The sequence below is a fragment of the Streptomyces sp. NPDC059003 genome (assembly GCF_042740445.1).
GTDB lineage: Bacteria > Actinomycetota > Actinomycetes > Streptomycetales > Streptomycetaceae > Streptomyces.
This window is the reverse complement of sequence record NZ_JBHYJH010000004.1, coordinates 58930-81526: the sequence shown is the minus strand read 5'-3', so window position 1 is coordinate 81526 and position 22597 is coordinate 58930. Positions and strand designations below refer to the sequence as shown.

Here is a 22597-nt window from a genome sequence, read left to right as displayed (position 1 = left end):
TCGGCTACTCCATGGCTATTTACCCGTGTTGCCCCACAGCTTCGGGTCGTCCACGTTCTGCTTCGTGACGAGCGGCGCGGGCAGCTGGTCCTCCAGGTTGCCGCTGGGCAGCTTCACGATGGTCGAACCGTGGCCGGTGCGGCCCGGCTTGAACTTCTGGCCGTTCATCGCGGCCTTGATGTAGTACATGCCGTACTGCGCGTAGGCGTCGGCGGGCTGCGAGACGGTGGCGTCGATCTGGCCCTTGCGGATCGCCTCGAACTCCTGCGGGATGCCGTCGTTGGAGACGATCGTGACGTGGCTGTCCGAGCCCGCCTTCTTCAACATGCCCTTGGACTTGAGGGTTTGCAGGGTGGGCGCGAGGTAGACGCCGCCGGCCTGCATGTAGATGCCCTTGATGTCGGGGTTGGAGGTGAGGAGGGTGTCCAGCTTGGACGCGGCCGCGTCGGACTCCCACTTCGCGGGGATCTCGAGGACCTTCAGCTTGGGGTACTTGTCCTTGGCGCAGTTGCGGAACGCCTCGGAGCGCTCACGGCCGTTGACCGAGGCGAGGTCGCCCATGATCTGCACGACCTTGCCCTCCTTGACGGTCCGGCCGAGGTAGTCGCAGGCCTGCTCCCCGTACGCCTTGTTGTCGGCGCGTACGACCATCGCGACCTTGCCCTTCTCGGGCGCGACGTCGACGGCGACCACGGGGACGCCCTTGCGCTCGGCCTGGTCCAGACCGGCGGAGATCGCCGCGCTGTCCAGCGGCGACACCAGCAGGCCCTTGACGCCCTGGTTGAGCTGGTTGTTGATGTCGGTGATCTGCTGGGCCGGGTCGCTGTTGGAGTTGACGGGCTTGAGGGCCTCAACATCCTGGAACTTAGCCATCTTTGGAATGTAATCATGGTAGGACTGCCAGAAGGGCGAAGTGAGCAGCGGGACGACTACGCCCACCTTGCCCTCCCCTCCCTTCGCAGCGGATGAGTCGGAATCCTTGGTACTGCCACAAGCCGAGAGCGCGAGCGCCGCGGTTGCCGCGAGGCCTGCCGCGCGCAGCGCTCTCGATCTCGAACTCGCTGTCCTACCGACCATCTGACGGCTCCTCACCTTAGGAGAGCGGGGGGTCGCGATGGGATCTCCCCTTCCATCGCACCGAATATTTATCAGACCACTCAAGGTCATCAACACCCCCGAGGGCGGTAACTGCCCAAAGAATGCGGGTTATTGGTCTGACAACTTCGGTGCGTAGACTGCCGCAGCAGTGGTCATCAGAGAGGGGCACCATGGAGGTCACGACCCCCGCCCAGGGGACCGTCACTCAGGCGTTGACGGCTCTCGGGGCACTGGCGGAGCGGCACGGCCCGGGCGTCCCCGTGCCCCCTCCGGAGTCCGGTGACCTGCTGGAGACCTGTGACCTGTGGGAGACCTTCGGCCTGACCGCGAAGGCCGCACCCGAGGCGAGGCTGGTCGAACTCCTCGAAGTGCGGCGGATCCTGGAGTCCGCCGCCACCTCGCAGGCCGCCGCACGGATCGACGATCAGCAACTGGCCGAGGTCGCGGTTCAGTTGGACACGATGGACGAGACGTCGGACGCCGAGGAGTTCATCACCGCCGATGTCGCGTTCCACCAGGTCATAGCGCGAGCCGCCGGGAACGAGGAGCTCGCCGCCCTCATCGACCAGCTCTCCGCGCGCACCTTCCGGGCTCGTCTGCGGCGCGGCCAGGAGGAGGCGGACGCCCTCGCCGGGGCCCGCGCGGACCACGCCCGCATCTACCGGGCGCTTCAGGCCCGGGATCCGGAGACGGCCCGGACGGCGGCGGCAGCGCATGTCCGGAACGTCGAGGAGTGGCTGCGCTGCCGGCTCACGTAGCCCAGCACCCAGGTGCAAAAGTGGTGGCTGATGCCTTCGTGGTGCGGGAGACTCGCGCCATGGAGGGGAACTGTCGACTGCGGCGTCAGACGAACCGATGGGCACGTTTCGCCGAGGTCAGCGTGCGTCTGGTCCCGGCGGACCGTACCGAAGTCGTGGTCCGTGGGGACGTGTTCGGTGGGCGCCGCTCGGCGGCAGCCGGTGCTGCGGGGGACGAGGGCGCGGTGGCGGAGGCGCGAGATGGCGCCTGGTATGCACTGCGGGAGCTGCCGGGCCACGCCCGTGGCCTCCTGGTGGAGATCACCGAGATCGTCACGGCCCCAGCGGATACCGGACCGGGCGATGTGAAGCTCGCCGCAGCCCATGCGGTCTGGCGGGCGTTGGGGCACCAGCCGTCTCGTCCGCCGTTCACGGGGGAGGACGGGAACCCGGTGTTTCCGGCCGAGGACCTTCCCGTCGCGACAGACCCTAGGCCGTGACGACCGCGACCCCCGCGTCGGTGAACCGTGCGGACATGTCCTCGGAGATGGTCGTGTCCGTCACCAGCGTGTCCACGCGTCCCGTCTCGCAGATGCGTGCGAACGCGCGGCGGCCGAGTTTCGTCGCGTCGGCCGCGACCACGACCCGCGTGGCGCTCTCGCACAGCAGCCGGTTGATCGCCGCCTCGTCCTCGTCGTGCGCGGTCGCCCCGTGCGCCACGTCGAAGGCGCCGACACCGAGCACCGCGACGTCCAGCGTGATCTGACTGAGCACCCCGCTCGCCAGCGGGCCCGTGAGCTCGTACGACTGCGGGCGGGCCACCCCACCGGTCACCACGATCTTGAACTGCGGCCGGACGGCCAGCTCGTTGGCGATGTTGAGCGCATTGGTCACGATCGTCAGGGCCGGTGACCCCGAGGCCAGTTCGGACCGCACCGCGAGCGCCCGCGCAACCTCCGTGGTCGTCGTGCCGCCGGTCAGGCCGACGGCCTCGCCGGGGGCGATCGAATCCGCCACCGCCTTCGCGATCCGCTGCTTCTCCGAGGCCTGCCGGGCGGACTTGTAGCGCAGCGGCAGCTCGTACGAGACGCCGTGGACGACCGCGCCGCCCCGGGTGCGCACCAGCATCTGCTGCTCGGCGAGCTGGTCGAAGTCGCGGCGGATGGTCGCGGCCGAGACGCCGAGCGCCGTCGCCGCCTCCTCGACGTCCAGGCGGCCCCGCTCGACGAGCAGTTCAAGGAGCTCCTGCCAGCGGGCGTCGCGCGACATCCGCACCCTCCACTCAGTTCGCCACTCAGTTCGCCACTCACGGTCCGTCATGACCTTAACCCACGAGCGAATGCTTGATTGTGATTGAAACACCGCTATAGATTGCAGAAACGAGCATCAAGGCGCTGCAGTGCGCCGGATTCGTTGGAGTTTCGCCAGAGTTCGACAGACTGGGAGCCGGCCATGAGCCATGCCGCGAACGAACTGATGACCCAGCCCGAGTGCTGGGCGCGCGCCGCCGATCTCGCGGTGCGGCACAAGGACGCGCTGTCCTCGCCCGGCGAGCGGGTCGCCGTGGTGGGCTGCGGGACCTCCTTCTTCATGGCGCAGGCCGTCGCCGCGCTCCGCGAGGGCGCCGGTCTCGGTGAGACCGACGCCTTCGCCGCCTCCGAGTTCCCCGCGGCACGCCCGTACGACCGGGTCATCGCCGTGACCCGGTCCGGCACCACCACCGAGGTGCTCGACCTGCTCGCGCTGGTACGCGGCCGCGTGCGCACCACCGCGATCACCGCCGACCCGCAGACCCCGGTGATGGACGCGGCCGACGACCTCGTGGTGCTCGACTTCGCCGACGAGCAGTCCGTCGTCCAGACCCGCTTCGCCACCACCGCCCTGACCCTGCTCCGCGCCCATCTCGGCCTGCACAGCGAGCGGGCCGTCGCCGACGCCCGCACCGCGCTCGCCGGGCCGCTGCCCGCGGGGCTCGTGGAGTGTTCCCAGTTCACCTTCCTCGGCCGGGGCTGGACCAACGGGCTCGCCCAGGAAGCCGCGCTGAAGATGCGTGAGGCGTCGCTGTCCTGGACCGAGGCGTACCCGGCCATGGAGTACCGGCACGGACCCATCAGCATCTCCACCGACACCACCGCGACCTGGATGTTCGGTACGGCACCTGCGGGGCTCGCCGACGAGGTCCGGGCGACGGGCGCGCTGTGGGTCGAGGGCGGCCTCGACCCACTGGCGGAACTCGTGCGCGCCCAGCGCCTGGCCGTCGCGGTCGCCGCCCACCGGGGCCTCGACCCGGACCGGCCGCGGCATCTGCGCCGCTCGATCGTCCTCGACGCCGACTGACCGGGGCGGCCGGGACAGCCGGTCCGGCTGGAACGGCCGGTCCGGCTCGGACGGCCGGTCCGGCTCGGACGGCCAGTCCGGCTAGTCCGGCTAGTCCGGCTCGGACAACCGCAACGACCGCAACGACCGCAACGACCAGGACGAAAGGACCTCTGATGCCGCTGGCCCAGACCGGCGCCCTCGTCGCCGAGGCCGCCGCCAAGCGCCGCGCTGTCGCGGCCTTCAACATCATCACCCTCGAACACGCCGAAGCCGTCGTCTCCGGCGCCGAGGCCGCCAAGTCCCCGGTGGTGCTCCAGATCAGCGAGAACGCGGTCAAGTACCGCTACGGGCGCATCCTGCCGCTCGCCCGCGCCGCGGTCGCCCTCGCCGAGGCCGCGGCCGTGCCGGTCGCCCTGCACCTCGACCACGTCAAGCAGGACGCGCTGCTGCGGCAGGCCGCCGACGCCGGTTTCAGCTCCGTGATGTACGACGCGTCGCAGCTGCCCTACCACCAGAACCTGACCGCGACCCGCTCCGCCGCCGACTGGGCGCACAGCCAAGGCCTGTGGGTCGAGGCGGAGTTGGGACAGGTCGGCGGGAAGGGCGGCAAACCGCCCCTGGACGCGCACGCGCCCGGCGCGCGCACCGGCCCCGAGGAGGCCTGCCAGTTCACCGCCGAGACCGGCATCGACGCGCTCGCCGTCGCCATCGGCAGCTCGCACGCCATGACCTCACGGACGGCAGCCCTCGACCACGCCCTGCTCGCCCGCCTCGACGAGGCGCTGCGCGTACCGCTCGTCCTGCACGGCTCCTCCGGCGTCCCGGACGGCGAGCTCGCCCGGGCGGTCTCGGGCGGCATCGCCAAGGTCAACATCGGCACGGCGCTGAACATCGCCATGACCAGCGCGATCCGCGCGTATCTCGCCGACCACCCGGAGGCGGTGGACACCCGCAGCTATCTGACCGTGGGCCGCCAGGCCATGACCGGCACGGTCACGCGCCTGATCGGAGTGCTCAACGCGGATGCTTCAGGGTGACTTAGAGGTGACTTAGAGGTGACATGAGGGTGACCCAGGCATACGGGGCGCACTGCGGCGGGCTCGCGCGGCGCGCCCCGTACGGATTCCGGCGTCAGCGCTTGGTGGCGAAGTTCTGCACCCACCAGGGGCCGTTGGCCTTCAGGCTGACACCGGCGCCGAAGTCCTTGTACGTGCAGTTGAGGATGTTGGCGCGGTGCCCGGGGCTGCGCATCCAGTCACGCATGGCGGTCTTGGGGCCCTTCGGCCCCTTGTGTATGTTCTCGGCCCACGCGCCCGTGCGGTAGCCCGCCTTGCGCATCCGGGCGTCGGCGTGCTCGCCCTCGGGGCTGACGTGGTCGTAGTAGTTGCGTGCCGCCATGTCCCGGGCGTGTGCCCGCGCGGCGGCCCGCACCCTGCGGTCCAGGCGCAGCGGCTCGCAACCCGCCTTCTTCCGCTCGGCGTTGACGAGAACCAGGAGCTTCTTCTCATACTGAGCGGACTTTGCCGACTTCGTCGACTTCTCGTCATCGGAGGGGTTCGCCAGCGCGAGCGTACCGACCGAGGCGAGTGCGGCGGCCGCCACGACCCCGCCCGCGAGGACGCGGACCTTCAGCCCGCGGCTGCCCCGCCCGTGACGGCCGCGCCGCTCACCCTGGGCAGTGCGGGGTCGAGTGGTGTGGGTCTGCTCGTCGTCGTTGTCCAGGTGCATGTCCGCTCCGCTCTGTGGGGATCGTCGGTCGGTCCGACGTATAGGAGAGCGAGTGGCCGCGCGCGGACAACACTTTTTCGCGGACTTCTTGACGCGGACTTCTTGACGACGAATGCCTCACAGACTCCATCAGGACGGCTCCGTGTACGCCCTCCGCTCCCCCGGGCCTCCCCTGTTGCCGCACGAGGGGCCGTTCCGCCAACTGACCGCCGCCCCACTACGGTTGGTCCGCATGGCTCATTCAGAGATCGAGATCACCGCGGAGCTCGTCCGGCACATCCTGCGCGAGCAGCACCCCGACCTCGCCGACCTCCCCGTGAAGCTCGGCGCGCGCGGCTGGGACAACCAACTGTGGCGCCTCGGCGACGACCTGGCCGTTCGGCTGCCCTGGGCGACGCAGTCCGCGGACGCGCTGCTGCTCAAGGAGCACACCTGGCTGCCCGCCCTCGCCCCGCGCCTTCCCCTGCCGGTCCCGGTCCCGCAGCGCCTCGGCCGACCCTGCGAACGGTTCCCGCGGCCCTGGATCGTCACCACGTGGGTGCCGGGCGAGCCCGCCGACCGCGCCCCCGCCACCCGCCCCGCGGAGGCGGCGGCCGCCTTGGCCGCCTTCCTCACCGCCCTCCACCGCCCCGCCCCCGACGGGGCGCCCGCAGGCCGGGACCGCGGCGGCCCGCTGGCCGACACCGCCGACCACTTCGCCCAATGGCTCGCCTCGGCCACCGAACTGGGGCTGGTGCGCGCCCCGGACGCCGTCCGCGCGATCTGGGAGGACGCCGCCGCCGCGCCCGCCTGGGCGGGCCCACGCCTCTGGCTCCACGGCGACCTGCACCCGGCCAACGTCCTGACCACGGACGGCACGTTCTCCGGTGTGATCGACTTCGGTGACCTCTTCGCCGGTGACCCGGCCTTCGACCTCGCCGCCGCCTGGATCCTGCTGCCGGACGGCGCCGTCGACCTCTTCCACGAGGCCTACCAGCCACGCCCGGACGCCGCGGCCCTGCGCCGCGCCCGCGGCTGGGCGGTGCTGCGCGCCCTCGCCTGCCTGCACGTCGGCCACGCAGGCGACCACGGCCGCCCCGGAGGCAAGCCCACCTGGGGCCCACCCGCCCACGCCTCACTGCGCCGCCTCACCGCGGACGCCTGCCGCTGACGCCCACTCATGCGGGTGCCGTCCGGACGGAACCTGGGTGCGGCCTTCGTTTCGTATCGAGGCTGCTACAGGCCGACGCCCCCGGAGACATCCACCTTGGTGCCGGTGATCCAGCGGGCGTCGTCGGAGGCCAGGAGGGCGACCGCGTCGGCGATGTCCGGGACCTGGCCGATCCGGCCGAGGGCGGTCAGGCCGAGGGTGCGCTCCAGGTTCGCCGGGTCGGCAAGGACTTCGGCGGTCATGTCGGTGTGCGTGAAGCCGACCGAGACGGAGTTGACGGTGATTCCGCGGGGGCCGAGGTGTTTGGCCAGGGTGTGGCTGAACACTTCGAGCGCCCCCTTGGTGAGCGGGTAGCCGATGCCGTGGGCGGAGGCGACGCGGGTGGAGACGGATGAGACGGTGACGATCCGGCCGCCGTCGCGCAGCCGTGGCAGCAGCCGCTGGGTGAGGAAGAACGGCGCCTTGACGTTGACCGCGACCATCCGGTCGAACTCCTCAGGGGTGAGGACCTCGATCGGTCGCCCCATGAGGTTGAGCCCCGCGTTGTGGACGAGGATGTCGATCGCCGCTTCCCCGTATGCGTGCAGTCCGGCCTCGAGCCCGGCCGTGAGCGTGTCCACGTCGCCGGGAACACCCAGTTCGGCGCCCACGATGAAGGCACAGCCACCTGCCTCGGCGATGGCCGCGACGGTCTCCTTGGCCGCCGCCTCGTTGCTGCCGTAGTGCACGGCGACCAGAGCCCCGTCCCGGGCCAGGCGTTCGGCGATGCCCCGCCCGATGCCCCGACTGCCGCCGGTGACCAGCGCGACCTTTCCGCTGAGGTTTCCCATGTTCACTCCTTGACCGTGTTCCGCAGAGGTTCCACTCGGCCAATTGAGGTTAGCCTCACCTAAGTTGACATTCCTTCAGCCGCCACGATTCGGCGCCCTTTCCAGCCATGGACGCACACACCTCCCCGGCATGGCTTCAAGGTGTCACCGTGGTACGCATCCGCCCTCTCGTGCGCGCCACGGGCCCCCACAGGCCGGAGTCACCCATGACTGCCTCCTTCCCGCACGCCCCGGAAGTGTCCGTTCTGGTCGGGCGGACGGAGGAGTTGCGCTCTCTGGAGGGTGCGGTGGGGCACCCACCGTCAGTGGCCCTGGTCGAAGGGGAGGCCGGGATCGGCAAGACGCGGCTGATCCGTGAGGCCCTGCGCCGCACCTCCGTGCGCGGGCGCCGCGTGCTGGTGGGCAACTGTCGACCGCTGCGCGAACCCTTCCCGTACGGGCCGGTCTTCGACCTCCTGCACGACCTGGCCGACGGACTGCCCGCCGCGCTCAATCCGGTGTGCGGCGCGCTGCGCCCCTACCTGCCGGAACTGGCCGGTCGGCTGCCGCCCGCGCCGGAGCCGCTGGACGATCCGCCCGCCCGAAGACACCGGCTTTTCCGCGCCGTACGCGCGCTGCTCGGCGCCCTTGGCCCGGCCGTGCTGGTCGTCGAGGACCTGCACTGGGCCGACGACGGGACCCGGGACCTGGTGCGGTTCCTGGTGGACGACCCGCCGGACGCGCTGTCGGTCGTGCTCAGCTACCGCCGCGAGGAACTGCCCCACGCCGGGCTGCCGTTGGGCCGGGCGCATCGCCATCCGCCCGGGACCACCGTGGCGGTCATCCCGCTCCGCCCCCTGGACGTATCCGCCGTGCGCGCCATGTACGCCGCCCTCACCGGCGCCCCGGAGACGTCCGCGGCCCTGGCCGCCGAGCTGCACCGGCGCACCGCGGGCATCCCGTTCGTCGTGGAGGAGGTCGTCCGCGCGCTGCCGACGAACGTACGGCGCACACCACCGGCAGGGCGTGAGGCGCTGGACCTGATGGCGGTACCCACGCCGCTGCAGGAGGCGATCGCCGACCGCATGAGCGTGCTGTCGCCCAGGGCCACCGCCGCCGTGCACGCCGCTTGCGTGCTCCGTGTCCCCGCGGGCGAGGCGCTGATCGCCGACGTCATGCGGGGGACGGCGGGGCGGCCCCCGGCCGCGGAGGACTCGGCGGCCGTACGGGAGGCGCTGCTGGCCGGCGTGCTGTACGAGTGGGGCGACGACCGGTACGGGCTCCGGCACGCCCTCGCCCAGCAGGCCGTCTACGCGAGCCTGCCGGGACCCGACCGGCACCGGCTGCACCGGCACGCGCTGCGCGCCCTGATGTCCCAGGACCCGCAGCCCCTCGTACACCTCGCCCACCACGCCCGCAGGGCCGGCGAGCTCGGGCCGTGGCAGCGCTACGGCGAAGCGGCGGCAGCGTCGGCGCGCGAGACGGGCGACCTGGCCCTCGCCGTGGAGATCCTGGAGGAGCTGCTGTCCGACGGCCGTCTGGGCCGGATGGCGTGCGCCCGCATCGCGGTCGACCTCAGCCGGGACGCGGTGGTCGGGCTCACCCACCGCAGGGCGACGGCTCTGCTGCGCCGCATCGTGCGCGACCGGCAGCTGCCGGAGGGCCTGCGCGGGGAGATCCGGCTCCATCTGGGGCTGCTCCTCTACAACCAGGCAGGCCGTTACGAAGAGGGCCGGATCAACACCGAGTGGGCGGTCAGGGAGCTGCGCCACCACCCGGCGCTCGCGGCCCGCGGCATGGCCGCCCTGGCGATGCCCGCGTGGGGCGACCGCCCGTACCACGTCTACGAGGACTGGATCGAGCGGGCCGAGCGGCTGGCGGCCCAGGAGCCCGGCCCGTCGGTGTGCACCGCCGTACGCGCCAACCACCTCGCGCTCACGATGTACCTGGGCGACCCGGCGGTCTGGGAGCAGGCGGAGCGGCTCATCGACGCCGCGGGTCCCGGCGGCGACCGCCGCCAGGTCGCCCGCGCCTGCGGCAACTTCGCGGATGCGGCCACCTGCCTGGGCCACTACCGCGCGGCGCACCGCTTCCGCAGGCTCGGGCGGCGGTTGGCCGCCGAGTGCGGCGCCGCCTTCCTGGCGGGCATCGTGGACGGCACCGCGCTGCGCCTGGACTGGTACGAGGGCCGCTGGCAGGGGCTCGCGGAACGCGCCCAGCACGTCCTGGACACGGTGCAGGACGTCTCGGGCATCGCGGCCGACGCCCACCTCGTCCTGGGGCTGCTCGCGTCCGCGCGCGGCGAGTGGGACGAGGCAGGCACCGAACTCCGGACCGCGGGCCTCGCCGCCCCGCACAACGCGCCCGCACCGGTCCTCGCCAGCGCCTCCGGTGCCATGGCCCGCCTGCTGCAGGCCCGCGGCGAGGCCGCGGAGGCGCGGAGCGAGGCCGAGCGCGGCCTCGCCAGGATCCGCCGCAAGGGCATCTGGTCCTGGGCCGGTGACCTGGCGCCAATGGCGGTGGCGGCGCTGGTGCGCGGCGGCCGCCAGAAGGACGCCGAGCGGGTCACCGCCGAACTGGCCGACGGCATCGCAGGCCGGGACGCGCCACTGGCCTCCGCGGCCCTCTGCGCGTGCCGCGGCATCGTGGCCGTCGGCCGCGGGCGCGGCGAGGAGGCTGCCGCGGCCTTCGACGCGGCCCGCACCGCGTACACGGCCCTGCCGCTGCCCTACGCCGCCGCCCGCGCCGGTGAGGCGGCCGCCCGCTGCCGTCTCACCGCGGGCGACAGCGGGGCCGTCGGCCACCTCGCCGCGATGGCCGAGCGGTTCACCGAGCTCGGCGCCGTACGCGACGCCGCCCGCTGCCGCCGGGTGCTGCGCCGCCACCACGTCCCGCTGCCGTCCCGGCGCGGGCGCCGCGGCTACGGCGACGAGCTCTCCCCGCGGGAGAACGAGGTGGCCCGCCTCGTCGCGCTCGGGCGCACCAACCGGGAGATCGCCGACGTGCTGTTCCTCTCGCCGCGCACCGTCGAGCAGCATGTCGCCAAGGTGCTGCGCAAACTGCGCGTCAGCTCGCGGACCGAGGTCGGCCGGTGACGGAGACCAGCCGGTGAAGGAGATCAGCCGGTGAAGCCGGCGGTGATGGAGGTGAACTGCCAGGAAGGCCGGTCGCGGTTGACCGACCAGAAGGCGAAGCGGCCGATGTGGTGGGCATTGGACCAGTCCCGGATCTGGGTCCAGATCTGGGGCGTGGTGACCTCGCCGACGTCGCTGTTGCCGTTCATGCCCGAGATGCCGATGTGCGCGTAGGCCTCCGTGTCGGACCATCCGTACACGGACTTGAGCTTGGTCTTGAGGCCCTCGGTGGCCTTGACGGTGTTGCCGTACATGTCGGCGTGGCCGCCGAAGTTGAACGGCATGATCGTGAAGTTGTCGATGTTCGCATCGAGGGCCTTGGAGCGCTCGATGAGGCGGTTCCCCCAGGAGTTGGGGCCGGTGTTGAGGGTCGGGAAGGTGAGGATCGTCCTGATGCCCGGGTTGTTCTGCTTGACGATCTTCAGGGCGCCGAGGACGCGGTCCTGCACCGCCGGGCTCTCGAACTCGTCGGTGTTCTCGATGTCGACGTCGACCGCCTTGAGGCGGTAGGCGTCGATGACCTTCTGGTACGCGCCCGCGAGGGCCTGTGGGGTGGAGCAGTTGGGGCCGAGCTTGTTGCCGCTCCAGCCGCCGATGGAGGGGACGATGTCGCCGCCGGCCGCGCGTATCGCCTTGATGGTGGACTCGTCCACGCCGCCGGTGAGGGGGCGCTGGCTGTCCCAGGCGGGGTTGCAGCCGTTGCGGGCGAGGATGAACGCCATCGTGTACCACTTGATGCCGGTGGCCCGCATCACGTCGGTGGCGCTCGGCGGGTTGCCCCAGCCCAGGTAGAGGTAGGGCGCGGCCTGGACGAAGGGGGCCCGCCCGTCGCCGGTGGCGGCCGGGGTGGCGTCGGCCGCCTCCGCCGGAGCGGTCAGGGCGGCGAGCGGGAGCACCAGGCATGCGAGCGCTGTCGTGGCCCGTCTCGGAAAGCGTCTGCCAGTGGGGGATCTCAAGGGGACTCCCTCGAGTGTCGTCGGTTCCGGATGGGTGGTCCGGACGGCGCGTCCGCGCGTGACCGCCGCCCGTCGCTCATGGATCTGCTGACCGTGCCGAGCCGCTGATCTGACCGTGGTCGACCATTGTTGACCGTGCACAGTCACGCACTCGGAGCGTATTGGCATGGACCAATACGGTCAACGGTCTGGACCACACGGCAGGGCCCGACCCTCACCCCGGAGAGCCCTCCTCCGCATTTGATGCGTACCGCTACCTACCGATACCCGGATTGTTCTCCGGCCGTACTTCTGCGAACTCTGGGACCAGGCCGCGCCGTTGGCCCAGACCAAGCGGCGCGCCAGTCGGCGAGTCTTCGCCGGCACACCCCCACACCAGGAGGAGAAGCATGCGAAAGACCCTGCTCCTGAGATCCGTTGTCGCGGCAGTGGTGACGGTCGCCATCGGATTCCTGGGCTCCGGAGCCCAGGCCGCCCCCTCCCCCCAAGGCCGACCCGCCGCGGCCGATGCCCCGGCCGAGGGCCACGGCATCACGGCGGCAGAGCTCACGGCGCTCACCACAGCGGGCCCGGGGACCTTCGAACCCCCACCGGGCGGCTGGCCGGTCCCCTCCGACCGCGCCTATCACCTCACGGCCTCCTGCCGACAGTACGCCGCGGTCATCGGCCAGGGAGCGGCCGCCTGGGCGAACCTCAATGAGACCCCGGGCAGCGACACCCCGGTGGAGTGCCGCAACAGTTACATCACCGACTGCGGCGGGGGCGGCAGGATCGTCGGCTGCAACTGGGGTCGCGGGCAGCGCATCGCACTGTACATGGGCGGCGTCAGGGACCAACGGCTCCTGGCGGCGCACGAGTTCGGCCACGACTGGTACGGCCACTCCGGCTATCAGTGCGCCGGCTGGAGCAGCCCGCAGCACGTCATGGCGCCCTCCATGTGCGGCTACGGCCCCGCGGGCACCAAGAACCCGGTCCGCATCGACTGAACACCCCTGCCCTGTGCGCAAGGCCGTGCGCTCACAGCAGCCCTCTGGCGCCTTCCCCCCGATGGGGCCGGTGACGGCATACCACCGGCCCCATCACATCCATGCGCCCGCCCCGCCCCCGGGCGACCACGTGGTCCAGGTTGATCGCCGTAGTCGCAGGAACTGATGGCCGACAGCCGCTGGTTACGGGGGCGCCATGACCGACCGAGATCCGATTCCCGCACCTGATGGTCACCTGGCGGCCGTGGCGGAGCAGGCCCGCCTCGGCCGCTGGCGAATGGGGGCCGGGGACGGGAAGGGCTTCACCGGCGAGCGATGGGGCGACGGGCGGCTCCACCGGCTCCACCGGGGCGAGACGTTGACCTATGGCCGCGTCTCCTTCGACCGGAACAGCGTGTCGGTCAAGGGCAAGTCCGCGAGCTGGACGGAGATAGCCGCCACGCAGCTCCTGCACGGCAGCCTGTACTTCAACAACGCCCGCAACCGCGGAGTGCTGGACTGCGCCATCCCCGAGGTCGCGAACCCGTACCTGCTCCTCGCCCTCGCGGATCGCCTGAAGGGCCGAGGCGGCCCACCCCTTCACAGGCGCAGGTGCGCGAGGTCGACGGCGGCGGCCATCGCCTGCACGCCCGCGTCGTTGAGGTGCAGGTGGTCGCCGCTGTCGAGGTCGGCCCGGATGGACTCCGGCGCGTCCGGGTCCTGGACGGCTGCGGCGACGTCGACGACGGCGTCGAAGACGCCGCACGTACGGATCCACGCGTTGACCTCGCGCCGCACCGCACGGCCTTCGGGAGTGTCGACGCCGGGGTAGATGGTGCCGGCGTAGGGGCCCATCGTCATGCCGATGGTGCGCAGACCGTGCGAACGCGCACGGTCGGCGAGTGCGGTGAAGCCCGCGATCAGGTCCTCGGCGGTCGCCGGGGGCTCGCCGGTCATCCCGGGCAGGCCCACGTCGTTGAGTCCGAAGTGGAAGAGCACGTGGCTGACGCCGGGCACCTGGAGGACGTCGCGCTCGAAGCGGGCGAGGCCGCGCAGGCCGACTTCGTCGGTCAGCAGGCGGTTGCCGCCGATGCCCTGGTTGACCACCCAGCCGTGGTCGAGGCGGCGGTTCAGCTGGTTGGGGAAGCGCATGTTGGTGCCGGTGGAGGTGCCGACACCCTCGAACCAGGAGTCTCCGAACGCGACGGCGATCGTGGTGCCTTCGGGAGCGAGGACGTCGACGCCGGTGACGAAGTAGCGGCCGTCGATCTCCTCGGCGCCGGTGAAGTCCGCCGCGACCGTGTTGCCGGGCAGCAGGTAGGCGTTCTGCGACGGGGTGTGGGAGTACGTCGCAAGGCCGGTGTCCTCGGCGAGGTGGAGGGTCAGCGCCAGGTCCTGTCCGGCGGACACCGCGAGGGCCACCGGGTCGCTGTGGAGCCGCCCCCCGGCGGGGATGACCACCTCCGTGGCACCGTCGAAGCGGAGCGCGGTGTCAGTGGCCGGGTCGACGGCGCTGCCTGTGGTGCGGACGGCTATGTGTGCCGCCGCGATGACCAGGGGTTCCTTGCCGTATTCATTGCTGAGGAGGACGCGCAGCGCCTCGCCCCCGCCGTCGAGGTGAAGGATCTGGCGCAGCGTCTGGTCGTGGAAGTGGCGGGAGGGCTTGAGCTGTGTGGCCTCATGCGGGCTGAGCACGGCGGAGCGGAAGCCTGCGACCCAGGTGGTGGTCATGGTGGTGAACCCCTCTTCGTGACATGGGCTGCGCGGTCGAGCGGTGCCGCCAAGCGAACCCCATTTAGTTGATGCGAGGAATATCCGCGCAGCAAGCAGATTTCTACCCCGTAGATATTCCGCACGTCAACTATCCGCACGGCAAGCACCTGCGGATAGGATGGGAGGCATGGATCCCGATGTGTTCGACGACCCCCGCCTGACCGCGGCCGGCCTGCTCTTCGAAGCCCACGACGGGCTGATGGCGAAACTGTCGCCGACCATGGAGAAGTCGGGCCTTTCGTCCTTGGACTTCAACGCCTTGACACGGCTGAGCCGCACCCCCGGGGAGCGGCTCAGGATGACGGACCTGGCCGCCCAGCTGTCCCTGTCGACCAGCGGCGTCACGCGGCTTGTGGACCGACTGCAACGCGGCGGCCTGGCCCGCCGCGAGTCGAGCGCCGACGACCGGCGCAGCACCTACGCCGTCCTGACCCCCGAAGGCGCAGAGCGGCTGCGCGGCGTACTGGGCGACCACCTCGACGAGATCGAGCGCTGGTTCACGGGCCTTTTCACCCCGGAACAGCTGGGCGATCTGCTCAGCAGCCTGCGGATCCTCCGCGACACCGTCCACCCCGACGCGGCGAAGAACACCGCCGCACCCCCGGCCGACGCAGGGTGAGGTCACGCACCCGGACGACTTGTTCCCTCCACCGGCAGCAACAGCCGATGCCGCTAACGTTGTATGCCTTGACGGCATACCCATCAGCGAGGGCGCACTCGAGCCACCACCTTCACTCATCTCCGCGGACACGAGGGGGACTTCAGCATGAGGATCCACAAGGGACAGCGAAGATCAGGGGCGATGCGGCGCCGGGCCGTGGCCGTCGCCATCGTGCTGGCGGCGACCGGAGGTTCACTGACGCTGACCCCGCAGGCCGCGGTGGCCGCGCCGAACTACAGTGGCGATCCGGTGCACTACTGGAACGACGTCCTGCTGCAGCTGATGCGCGGCCGGGGCGGGGCGCCGGGGCCGCTGGCGCGGTCGGCGGCCATGCTGAACGGAGCCATCTACGACGCGGAGAGCTCCTACCGTCTGCGCTGGCACAAGATGACCTCGGAGCCGTACATCGCAGCGTCCCACTACACCGCCTGGATCGAGGGCCCCGGGGAGGAGGAGCGGGTCATCGGGCGCACCGCCTACAACATTCTGCTCGGCCTCTTTCCCGAGCAGACGGCCTACCTGGACAACAAGTTCATGGAGCGGTTCGGCACCAAGCCGACCGACTTCGACCTCCTGGACACCACGGTCGTCAACAAGATGGTGACGCAGATGCGCGACGCCCGGAAGGCCGACGGCTCCGACGACCAGCGCGTCTACACCGCCGACGGGGTACCCGGTGCCTGGCGGCCCACCAGCTACGCGGACATGCCCGACCCCAAGTGCGACGAGGCGTCCGAGGCCGCCACGCCCAACTGGGGCCTGGTCAAGCCGTTCGCGATCCCGTCCGGCTCCACGTTCCGGCCGCCGACCCCGCAGCTGTACGGGACCTACGACAAGCTCCTGGCCAGCACGGAGTACAAGAAGCAGGTCGACGAGGTCCGGCGGCTCGGCGCGGTCAACTCGACCGAGCGCACCAATGAACAGACCGCGATCGCCTGGTTCTGGGCCAACGACCTCGACGGCACCTACAAACCGCCGGGCCAGCTCCTGCAGCACACCCGCGAGGTCGCGACCGCACGCGGCCTGACCACCTACCAGAACGCCCGCCTGTTCGCGCTCGTCTCGCTCGCCATGGCCGACGCGTCGATCGCCGAATGGGACGTGAAGTACCAAACGCCCATCGACCTGTGGCGCCCGGTCTCCGCGATCCGCGACGGCGGCCTCGACACGTCCTGGAAGCCGCTCTCGGCCAACCGCTCGAACGTCAACTTCACGCCCTGCTTCCCCGCCTGGGCCTCCGGCCACGCCGCGTTCGCGGGTGCCTGGGCCGGGGTCATGAAGCGGTACTTCGGCAGCGACAACATCAGCTTCAGCCTGACCACCGAAGACCCGCACGCCACCGTGAAGACCCGCTCCTACACCAGCTTCAGCCAGGCCGCGAAGGAGAACGCCGACAGCCGCGTCTACCTCGGCGTCCACTACCCCTGGGACGCCACCGACGGCCTCGGACTCGGCGAGGACATCGCCGAGCACGTCGTCACCAACAAGCTCAAGCCCATCCCCTCCTGACCGGAGCGACCGGAGCCGATGAGCGGGGCGCGGCGCCCTCACCACGCCGCGCCCAGAACTTGATGTTTCAACAGGGAAGACAGCGCCCCTTTCCCGTGTTCGACCTATGCGTACGCAGCGACGCCGCAAGCCGCGTCGCTGAGAACCGACAGAAAGGGGCAACCGTGTCCGTGGAGTTCAACGAGGCCACACGCGCATTGCTGGACGGGAAGAACTTCGCCACCGTCGCCACGCTCAACAAGGACGGCGCGCCGCAGACTTCGCTGGTGTGGATCGGCAGGGAGGGGGACACCGTGGTGTTCTCCACCACGGCGGGGCGGCTCAAGGCCAGGAACCTCGCCCGGGATCCGCGGATCAGCCTCACCGTCTTCGACCTCGCGAACCCGTACGAGTCGGTCGACATCCGCGGCACCGCCGAGCTCATCGACGACCCGAAGAAGGAACTGCCCCACCGGCTCTCGCACAAGTACCTCAGCCAGGACCCGCCGAACGAGTCGGACGACGAGGTCCGGCTGATCGTCCGCGTGACGCCTCAGAAGGTCACCGGGTTCAAGGTCTGAGGGGAGGCGAAGGGCCGGGCGGCGGGTCCGGAGGCGGGATTCGCGGGGCGCTGGTTCCAGCCGGTTCCGGCTGGCTCCAGCTAGTTCGGGCTGGCTCCGGCTAGTTCCAGACGAAGACTTCGGTACTGGGTCGGCGTTCGGAGAACCGGCCCGTCGGGGAGGCGTCGCGCAGCAGTCGGCGCAGGTCCGCCTCGAAGTCGTCGCGGCGCGCGCCGAACAGGTGGGGCGTCGAGAACGACATCGAGAACACTCCGGCGACGACGTCGTCCTCCGTACGCTCCAACGCCTGCCCGCCGGGGACGACATGGCGCTGGGGGCCGGTGAATCCCGCCCGGGCGAGCACCGCCGCCTCGCCGTCGGGGGTTCCCTGCGGCAGTACGCTCCGGCCCGCCCGCCGCACCGGCCCCAGGTAGTGCGTGACGAGGTCCCGCACGGCCGCGTACGGCACCGCCGGATGCGGAAGGCTGTCGACGGCCGGGAGGCCGTCGACGGCTCCGGGCTCCGCCTTCAGGTCCGAGATGTGCAGCAGAGCCCCGCCGCGCGCGAGCATGCCTCTGACCGTGGCCGCCACCAGGTCGCGGTCCATCCAGTGGAAGGACTGCCCGAAGGTCGCGACGGTGAACGTGCCCAGACCGGCGGGCAGTTCCTCCGCCCGGGCCCGCACCCACCGCGCCTTGCCGGTCACGCCGCGCTCGGCGGCCTCGCGCTCGGCTTCGGCGATCATCCCACTGTCCGGGTCCACCCCCACGACCTCGCCGAACAGGTGCGCCAGGCTCAGGGCCAGGGTGCCCGGCCCGCATCCGACGTCGATGAGGCGTCCCCGCCCGTCGAGCTCCAGGGCCTCGGCCAGCACGTCCGCGAGCCCGGGGGCGTACGGCAGCCTTCCCCGCGCGTAGTACGCGGCGGCGCCCGCGAACAACGTGTCGTCCCACTCCCAGTCGGCGGCCACAGCCACCCACCACCCTTCTCGGAGAACCTCTGTCTGCCCGACGGCCTGAACGTGCCAGGGTGGCGGACCGAGCGCCGGGGGACGTAACGAATTTCCCGCACGGCACCCGCGCGCGACGGAACGCTCCGTCTCGTTGAGGTAGGGTGAGCGGCACCGCGCGCGACACCGCTGCGAGAACGCCGTGCGCGCCGGGCGCGAAAGAGGGGGTATTCCATGTCGGATTCCACATCAGGTTCCCTGGCGGGTTCCGTGTCGCATTCCGAGTCGAGCGCCAGGACTTGGTTCATCACGGGCGCGTCCCGGGGCCTCGGGCGGGCCTTCACCGAGGCCGCCCTCGCCGACGGGCAGCGTGTCGTGGCCCTCGCCCGGGACATCGGCCCGCTCGCCGAGTTGGCCGAGAAGTACCCGGACGCCCTCGTGCGGCTCTCCGTCGACGTCTCCGACCGCCGCGCCGTCTTCGCGGCGGTGGACGAGGCCGTCGCCGCCGTCGGCCGGCTCGACGTCGTGGTCAACAACGCCGGCGGTCTGCTGTACGGCATGGTCGAGGAGGCCACGGAGGAGCAGATCCGCGGGCATCTCGACGTGAACTTCTTCGGTGCGGTGTGGGTCGCCCAGGCCGTGCTCCCCCACCTGCGCGCACAGGGTTCGGGACGCATCCTCCAGATCACGTCGATGGGCAGCGGCGGCGGCATGGCCTCCGTCGGCTTCTACGGGGCGGGCAAGGCCGCGCTCGACTCGGTCAGCGAGGCCCTCGCGATGGAGGTCGAGCAGTTCGGGATCAAGGTCACCGTCGTACAGATGGGCGGGTACTCCACCGGGCTGTTCACGGCGGGCATCACCGCGACCGCACCCGACCCGGGCTACGAGGCGCTGCGCGCCCAGTTGGCGGAGATGTGGGGCGACGACGCGGGCCCGGACCCGGCCACGGCGGCGCCCGTCATCCTGAAACTGGCCGCCCTGCCGGACCCGCCGCGGCGGCTCATCGTCGGCAGCCGGTCGTTCGACCTCGTCCAGGAGATGGGCCAGGCCCGCACCGAGCAGTACCGGGCCTGGGAGTCCCTCAGCCGCCTGGCACCGGGCTGACCTCACGGCGCCATGAAGCGCCAACTCCGCGGTGGGGTGAAGCGCTGACCTCGATGCGGCAGAGGGTGCGGGCCTCGATCACGTGAACGAGGCCCGCACCAACAGCCAGGAAGGGACCGAGTGGCCCTACCGCTCACCCGCCGTCACGGCTTTGCTGTCTCCATGCTCCATATCCATACCGGGCCAGGACCGCGCCGCGCAGAAGGCACGGCAAGTGCGGCCAGCGATGCGGGCGCAGGAGGCGGCGCGACCGTCGTGGCGCTGTACGGCGACGTCGACCTCCTGGCGGCCCCGGCCGTCACCGCGCACCTCGACACCCTGACCGCCGGCCCGTATCCCGACCTGATCCTGGACCTGCGCGCGGTGACGTTCATCGACTGCGCCGGACTCGGACTGCTGTGCCGCGCGCACAACCGCGCCCTGGAACGGCACGGCCGGCTGCGGCTCGTCGCCGACGGCACCCGCTTCCTGCGGATCCTCCGGCACGCCGGCCTGGCCAGGCTCTTCGACGTACAACCGCAGCTGCCCGCTCCGACGGCCCCGCCGCAGCACCTCCCGGACGCCGCTGTGTGCGGCGGGCGTTGACACACGGGCCCCGATGTCGACGCGCGGTCCGGATCCCACTCGTCGACCGGGCCGTCCCACCCATGGGTCCTTCCGCCCCGGCACTCTCGCCCCATGAACCGCAAGCAGCCATACTCCGTTCGGCGGACGACTTCGGGGGACGACTTCGGCGGCCCCGTCGCGCTGCGACGGCAGGGGCCTTGACGGAAGGAAGGTCCAATCCATGACGAATGACGCGGCACGGGCGGCGGGTACCGCCGACGCGGGCGCCATCACCCAGCTCGTCTTCGGGAGCCTCGCGGCGCAGACGCTGCGCGCGGCCGTCCGGCTGAGGGTGGTCGAGCTGATCGGCGACAAGCAGTGGACCGCCGCCGACCTGGCCGCCGAGCTCTCGGCCGCGCCCCAGCCCACGACCAGGCTGCTGCGCGCGCTCACCAGCCTCGGCATGCTGCGGGAACACGCTCCGGGCACCTTCTCGGTCACGCCCACGGGCGCGCTCCTCGACCCCGGCCACCCCTCGTCGGTGACGTCCCTCGTGCGCATGTTCACCGAGCCGGCCATGCTCCGGGCCTGGGAACACCTCGACGACAGCGTCCGCACCGGCGACGTCGCCTTCGACGCGATCTTCGGTACGGACTTCTTCGGCCACCTCAAGCAACACCCCGATCTGTCCGCCGAGTTCAACACCGCCATGAGCCAGGGCACCCGGCGGACCGCCGCCGCGCTTCCGGGCGCCGTCGACTTCGCCCGGTTCACCACCGTCATGGACGTCGGCGGCGGTGACGGCACCCTGCTCAGCGCGGTGCTGCGCGCGCACCCGGGCCTCACCGGCATCGTGTACGACAGCGCGGAGGGCCTCGCCCAGGGCCCGGAGACGCTGCGGCGCCACGGTCTTGAGGAGCGCTGTTCCCTGGTGGCGGGCGACTTCTTCGCCTCGGTGCCCGAGGGCGCCGACCTGTACATGATGAAGAGCATCGTGCACGACTGGTCGGACGAGCAGGTGGTCACGATCCTCCGTCACTGCCGCGCGGCGCTGCCTTCCGACGGCCGCGTGCTGATCATCGAGCCCGTGCTGCCGGAGGTCGTCGACCCCCGGTCCGCCGGGTTCAGCTATCTCAGCGACCTCAACATGCTGGTGAACGTGGGCGGCAGGGAACGGACCCGGGCGGACTTCGAGACGGTGTGCCGGGCGGCAGGCCTCTCGGTCGTCTCGGTGACCCCGCTGCCGGACACCGCCCCGTACTGCGCCATCGAGGCCGCGGCGGACCGTTGACCGGGGCCGCGCCGGACCACTGACCGCGGCGGACCGACCGCCGCATCCGGGCCCCACCCGTCAGCGACGGCTCCGAGCGCCCTCCGTGTCGGCGAGGCGCAGGAGCGTCGCGTGTACGGGGCCGACGGCGTCCTCGGCGGCGAGGCGGGCGGCCAGGGCCTGGGCGCGGGTGCGGTACGAGGAGTCACTGGTGACCCGGACGAGGGCGGCGGCGAGGGTGTCTGCCGTGACCTTGCGCAGGGGCAGGGAGCACGGTGCCGTGCCCAGGGCGACGAGCCGGTTGCCCCAGAAGGTCTCGTCGAACTGGACGGGCAGCGGCACGGCCGGTACGCCCGCGCGCAGTCCCGCGGCGGTCGTACCGGCGCCCGCGTGGTGGACCACCGCGGCCGTGCGGGGGAACAGGCGGTGGTGGGGGACGTCGCCGATGGTGAGGATGTCGTCCCCGCTCGCGGCGAGGTTCGCCCAGCCCTGCTGGATGACGCCGCGCAGGCCCGCCGTGCGCAGGGCGCGGACCACCAGGCCGCTGAGGCGCTCGGGCTCGGGGACGGTGGCGCTGCCCAGGCCGACGAAGACGGGGGCGGGGCCCGCGTCGAGGAAGTCGTCGAGGTCCGGCGGGAGTTGACGCTCGTCGTGCGGCCACAGGTAGCCCACGACGTCCAGGCCGGGGCGCCAGTCGCGCGGTCGGGGCACGACCGCGGGGCTGAAGCCGTGGGCGACCGGCCAGCCCTGGCGTTCGCGTGCTCTGCGGGCGGCGGTGAGGCCGCGCGGCGGCAGGCCGAGCCGGGACCTGATGCCGCGTGCCGCCTCGGCACAGACCGACTCGACGGCCGCGCCGACGGCGCGCCCGGCCAGGCGGTTGGCCGCGGGGCCCAGGGAGCGCGTCCCGGTCAAGGGCGGCGCGAAGACGCGCGTGGGGTGCAGGGGCTGGAGGTTCACCCCCATGCTCGGGAGGTGCAGGCCCTCGGCGATGGTCCAGCCGAGCGGCACCGCCGGGCCGGACACGATCAGCGCGTCGGTGTCCCGCGCGGCGGCGAGCATGTCGTCGGCGAGGTCGACGGCAATGGCCTTGGCCATGCTGAGGGCGCGGCGGAGTTTGCCCACGCCGGTGGTGCTGCGGTGCAGGCCGCGGCCCGCGTCCGACTCGAGCTCGGCGCGCGGGTCGACGGAGAGTGCGTGGAAGCCCAGGCCGGTGCCTTCCGTCAGTTCCTCGAACAGGCCGTGCGTCACCAGGGTCACGTCGTGCCCCGCCCGGACCAGGGCGGCCCCCAGGCCGGTGAAGGGTGCCACGTCGCCTCGGGAGCCCGCCGTCATGATTGCGATACGCATGGT

Annotated in this window: 20 protein-coding genes and 1 pseudogene; 13 read left to right on the top strand and 8 right to left on the bottom strand. The window is 71.7% G+C overall.

The annotated features are described in order from the left end of the window. Positions 1-15: 15 nt before the first annotated feature. Positions 16-1077, bottom strand: a complete 1062-nt coding sequence (locus ACFWZ5_RS03620; protein ID WP_384786398.1) for a sugar ABC transporter substrate-binding protein — start codon at positions 1075-1077, stop codon at positions 16-18. A 191-nt stretch (positions 1078-1268) separates the two neighbouring features. On the opposite strand from ACFWZ5_RS03620, the gene ACFWZ5_RS03615 reads away from it, so the two are divergent. Then, entirely contained in the window at positions 1269-1856 is a 588-nt protein-coding gene (locus ACFWZ5_RS03615) for a FadR/GntR family transcriptional regulator (protein WP_384786396.1), read from the top strand. Positions 1857-1879: 23 nt separating this feature from the next. After that, entirely contained in the window at positions 1880-2335 is a 456-nt protein-coding gene (locus ACFWZ5_RS03610) for a hypothetical protein (protein WP_384786393.1), read from the top strand. Here ACFWZ5_RS03610 and ACFWZ5_RS03605 read toward each other — a convergent pair. After that, positions 2325-3104: a DeoR/GlpR family DNA-binding transcription regulator gene (locus ACFWZ5_RS03605; protein ID WP_384786390.1), complete on the bottom strand. Its 780-nt coding sequence runs from the start codon at positions 3102-3104 to the stop codon at positions 2325-2327. The genes ACFWZ5_RS03610 and ACFWZ5_RS03605 overlap by 11 nt on opposite strands. Before the next feature lie 183 nt (positions 3105-3287). Here ACFWZ5_RS03605 and ACFWZ5_RS03600 point away from each other — a divergent pair, with 183 nt between their 5' ends. Both ACFWZ5_RS03600 and ACFWZ5_RS03595 read left to right on the top strand, forming a co-directional pair. Further along, on the top strand, positions 3288-4172 hold the full coding sequence (locus ACFWZ5_RS03600; RefSeq protein WP_384786387.1) for an SIS domain-containing protein: 885 nt from the start codon (positions 3288-3290) through the stop codon (positions 4170-4172). Positions 4173-4327: 155 nt separating this feature from the next. Next, positions 4328-5191, top strand: a complete 864-nt coding sequence (locus ACFWZ5_RS03595; protein ID WP_384786384.1) for a ketose-bisphosphate aldolase — start codon at positions 4328-4330, stop codon at positions 5189-5191. Positions 5192-5285: 94 nt separating this feature from the next. Here ACFWZ5_RS03595 and ACFWZ5_RS03590 read toward each other — a convergent pair whose 3' ends face one another. Beyond that, complete coding sequence (locus ACFWZ5_RS03590; RefSeq protein ID WP_384786381.1) at positions 5286-5882, bottom strand: CAP domain-containing protein; 597 nt, start codon at positions 5880-5882, stop codon at positions 5286-5288. Between the two features lie 232 nt (positions 5883-6114). Here ACFWZ5_RS03590 and ACFWZ5_RS03585 point away from each other — a divergent pair, with 232 nt between their 5' ends. After that, positions 6115-7032, top strand: coding sequence for a phosphotransferase (locus ACFWZ5_RS03585; RefSeq protein ID WP_384786378.1), 918 nt, complete (start codon positions 6115-6117; stop codon positions 7030-7032). A 65-nt stretch (positions 7033-7097) separates the two neighbouring features. Here ACFWZ5_RS03585 and ACFWZ5_RS03580 read toward each other — a convergent pair whose 3' ends face one another. Then, positions 7098-7862, bottom strand: a complete 765-nt coding sequence (locus tag ACFWZ5_RS03580; protein ID WP_384786374.1) for an SDR family oxidoreductase — start codon at positions 7860-7862, stop codon at positions 7098-7100. A gap of 206 nt (positions 7863-8068) precedes the next feature. Between ACFWZ5_RS03580 and ACFWZ5_RS03575 the strand changes: the two genes are divergently transcribed. After that, a complete protein-coding gene (locus ACFWZ5_RS03575) occupies positions 8069-10936 on the top strand; it encodes an ATP-binding protein (RefSeq protein WP_384786371.1) in 2868 nt (955 codons plus the stop codon). A 23-nt stretch (positions 10937-10959) separates the two neighbouring features. Here the strand turns inward: ACFWZ5_RS03575 and ACFWZ5_RS03570 are convergent. Continuing rightward, positions 10960-11844: pseudogene (locus ACFWZ5_RS03570) on the bottom strand (chitinase); the annotation flags it as partial. Between the two features lie 476 nt (positions 11845-12320). On the opposite strand from ACFWZ5_RS03570, the gene ACFWZ5_RS03565 reads away from it, so the two are divergent. Beyond that, the gene (locus tag ACFWZ5_RS03565) at positions 12321-12917 is read left to right on the top strand and encodes a hypothetical protein (RefSeq protein WP_384786368.1); all 597 of its coding nucleotides are present in this window, start codon (positions 12321-12323) and stop codon (positions 12915-12917) included. 579 nt (positions 12918-13496) lie between these two features. Here ACFWZ5_RS03565 and ACFWZ5_RS03560 read toward each other — a convergent pair. Continuing rightward, complete coding sequence (locus tag ACFWZ5_RS03560) at positions 13497-14627, bottom strand: GDSL-type esterase/lipase family protein (protein WP_384786366.1); 1131 nt, start codon at positions 14625-14627, stop codon at positions 13497-13499. A gap of 169 nt (positions 14628-14796) precedes the next feature. Here ACFWZ5_RS03560 and ACFWZ5_RS03555 point away from each other — a divergent pair, with 169 nt between their 5' ends. From ACFWZ5_RS03555 to ACFWZ5_RS03545, 3 genes are all read left to right on the top strand, one after another. Further along, a complete protein-coding gene (locus tag ACFWZ5_RS03555) occupies positions 14797-15288 on the top strand; it encodes a MarR family winged helix-turn-helix transcriptional regulator (RefSeq protein ID WP_384786362.1) in 492 nt (163 codons plus the stop codon). Positions 15289-15435: 147 nt separating this feature from the next. Beyond that, complete coding sequence (locus ACFWZ5_RS03550) at positions 15436-16839, top strand: vanadium-dependent haloperoxidase (RefSeq protein WP_384786359.1); 1404 nt, start codon at positions 15436-15438, stop codon at positions 16837-16839. A gap of 164 nt (positions 16840-17003) precedes the next feature. Further along, complete coding sequence (locus ACFWZ5_RS03545; RefSeq protein ID WP_384786356.1) at positions 17004-17399, top strand: PPOX class F420-dependent oxidoreductase; 396 nt, start codon at positions 17004-17006, stop codon at positions 17397-17399. Between the two features lie 100 nt (positions 17400-17499). Here the strand turns inward: ACFWZ5_RS03545 and ACFWZ5_RS03540 are convergent, their stop codons facing one another. Further along, a complete protein-coding gene (locus ACFWZ5_RS03540) occupies positions 17500-18348 on the bottom strand; it encodes a class I SAM-dependent methyltransferase (protein WP_384786678.1) in 849 nt (282 codons plus the stop codon). 249 nt (positions 18349-18597) lie between these two features. Between ACFWZ5_RS03540 and ACFWZ5_RS03535 the strand changes: the two genes are divergently transcribed. From ACFWZ5_RS03535 to ACFWZ5_RS03525, 3 genes are all read left to right on the top strand, one after another. Next, entirely contained in the window at positions 18598-19431 is an 834-nt protein-coding gene (locus ACFWZ5_RS03535) for an SDR family NAD(P)-dependent oxidoreductase (protein ID WP_384786353.1), read from the top strand. Positions 19432-19686: 255 nt separating this feature from the next. Further along, entirely contained in the window at positions 19687-20016 is a 330-nt protein-coding gene (locus tag ACFWZ5_RS03530) for an STAS domain-containing protein (RefSeq protein WP_384786350.1), read from the top strand. A 202-nt stretch (positions 20017-20218) separates the two neighbouring features. Next, positions 20219-21268, top strand: a complete 1050-nt coding sequence (locus tag ACFWZ5_RS03525) for a methyltransferase (RefSeq protein WP_384786347.1) — start codon at positions 20219-20221, stop codon at positions 21266-21268. A 60-nt stretch (positions 21269-21328) separates the two neighbouring features. On the opposite strand, the gene ACFWZ5_RS03520 is transcribed toward ACFWZ5_RS03525, so the two are convergent. After that, the gene (locus tag ACFWZ5_RS03520) at positions 21329-22594 is read right to left on the bottom strand and encodes a glycosyltransferase (RefSeq protein ID WP_384786344.1); all 1266 of its coding nucleotides are present in this window, start codon (positions 22592-22594) and stop codon (positions 21329-21331) included. Between the last annotated feature and the right edge of the window lie 3 nt (positions 22595-22597).

What these genes read in the sequence shown, in the direction of transcription:
- ACFWZ5_RS03620 (WP_384786398.1), bottom strand. Translation starts at nt 1,077, where the DNA reads ATGGTCGGTAGGACAGCGAGTTCGAGATCGAGAGCGCTGCGCGCGGCA.
- ACFWZ5_RS03615 (WP_384786396.1), top strand. Translation starts at nt 1,269, where the DNA reads ATGGAGGTCACGACCCCCGCCCAGGGGACCGTCACTCAGGCGTTGACG.
- ACFWZ5_RS03605 (WP_384786390.1), bottom strand. Translation starts at nt 3,104, where the DNA reads ATGTCGCGCGACGCCCGCTGGCAGGAGCTCCTTGAACTGCTCGTCGAG.
- ACFWZ5_RS03600 (WP_384786387.1), top strand. Translation starts at nt 3,288, where the DNA reads ATGAGCCATGCCGCGAACGAACTGATGACCCAGCCCGAGTGCTGGGCG.
- ACFWZ5_RS03595 (WP_384786384.1), top strand. Translation starts at nt 4,328, where the DNA reads ATGCCGCTGGCCCAGACCGGCGCCCTCGTCGCCGAGGCCGCCGCCAAG.
- ACFWZ5_RS03590 (WP_384786381.1), bottom strand. Translation starts at nt 5,882, where the DNA reads ATGCACCTGGACAACGACGACGAGCAGACCCACACCACTCGACCCCGC.
- ACFWZ5_RS03585 (WP_384786378.1), top strand. Translation starts at nt 6,115, where the DNA reads ATGGCTCATTCAGAGATCGAGATCACCGCGGAGCTCGTCCGGCACATC.
- ACFWZ5_RS03580 (WP_384786374.1), bottom strand. Translation starts at nt 7,862, where the DNA reads ATGGGAAACCTCAGCGGAAAGGTCGCGCTGGTCACCGGCGGCAGTCGG.
- ACFWZ5_RS03575 (WP_384786371.1), top strand. Translation starts at nt 8,069, where the DNA reads ATGACTGCCTCCTTCCCGCACGCCCCGGAAGTGTCCGTTCTGGTCGGG.
- ACFWZ5_RS03565 (WP_384786368.1), top strand. Translation starts at nt 12,321, where the DNA reads ATGCGAAAGACCCTGCTCCTGAGATCCGTTGTCGCGGCAGTGGTGACG.
- ACFWZ5_RS03560 (WP_384786366.1), bottom strand. Translation starts at nt 14,627, where the DNA reads ATGACCACCACCTGGGTCGCAGGCTTCCGCTCCGCCGTGCTCAGCCCG.
- ACFWZ5_RS03555 (WP_384786362.1), top strand. Translation starts at nt 14,797, where the DNA reads ATGGATCCCGATGTGTTCGACGACCCCCGCCTGACCGCGGCCGGCCTG.
- ACFWZ5_RS03550 (WP_384786359.1), top strand. Translation starts at nt 15,436, where the DNA reads ATGAGGATCCACAAGGGACAGCGAAGATCAGGGGCGATGCGGCGCCGG.
- ACFWZ5_RS03525 (WP_384786347.1), top strand. Translation starts at nt 20,219, where the DNA reads ATGACGAATGACGCGGCACGGGCGGCGGGTACCGCCGACGCGGGCGCC.
- ACFWZ5_RS03520 (WP_384786344.1), bottom strand. Translation starts at nt 22,594, where the DNA reads ATGCGTATCGCAATCATGACGGCGGGCTCCCGAGGCGACGTGGCACCC.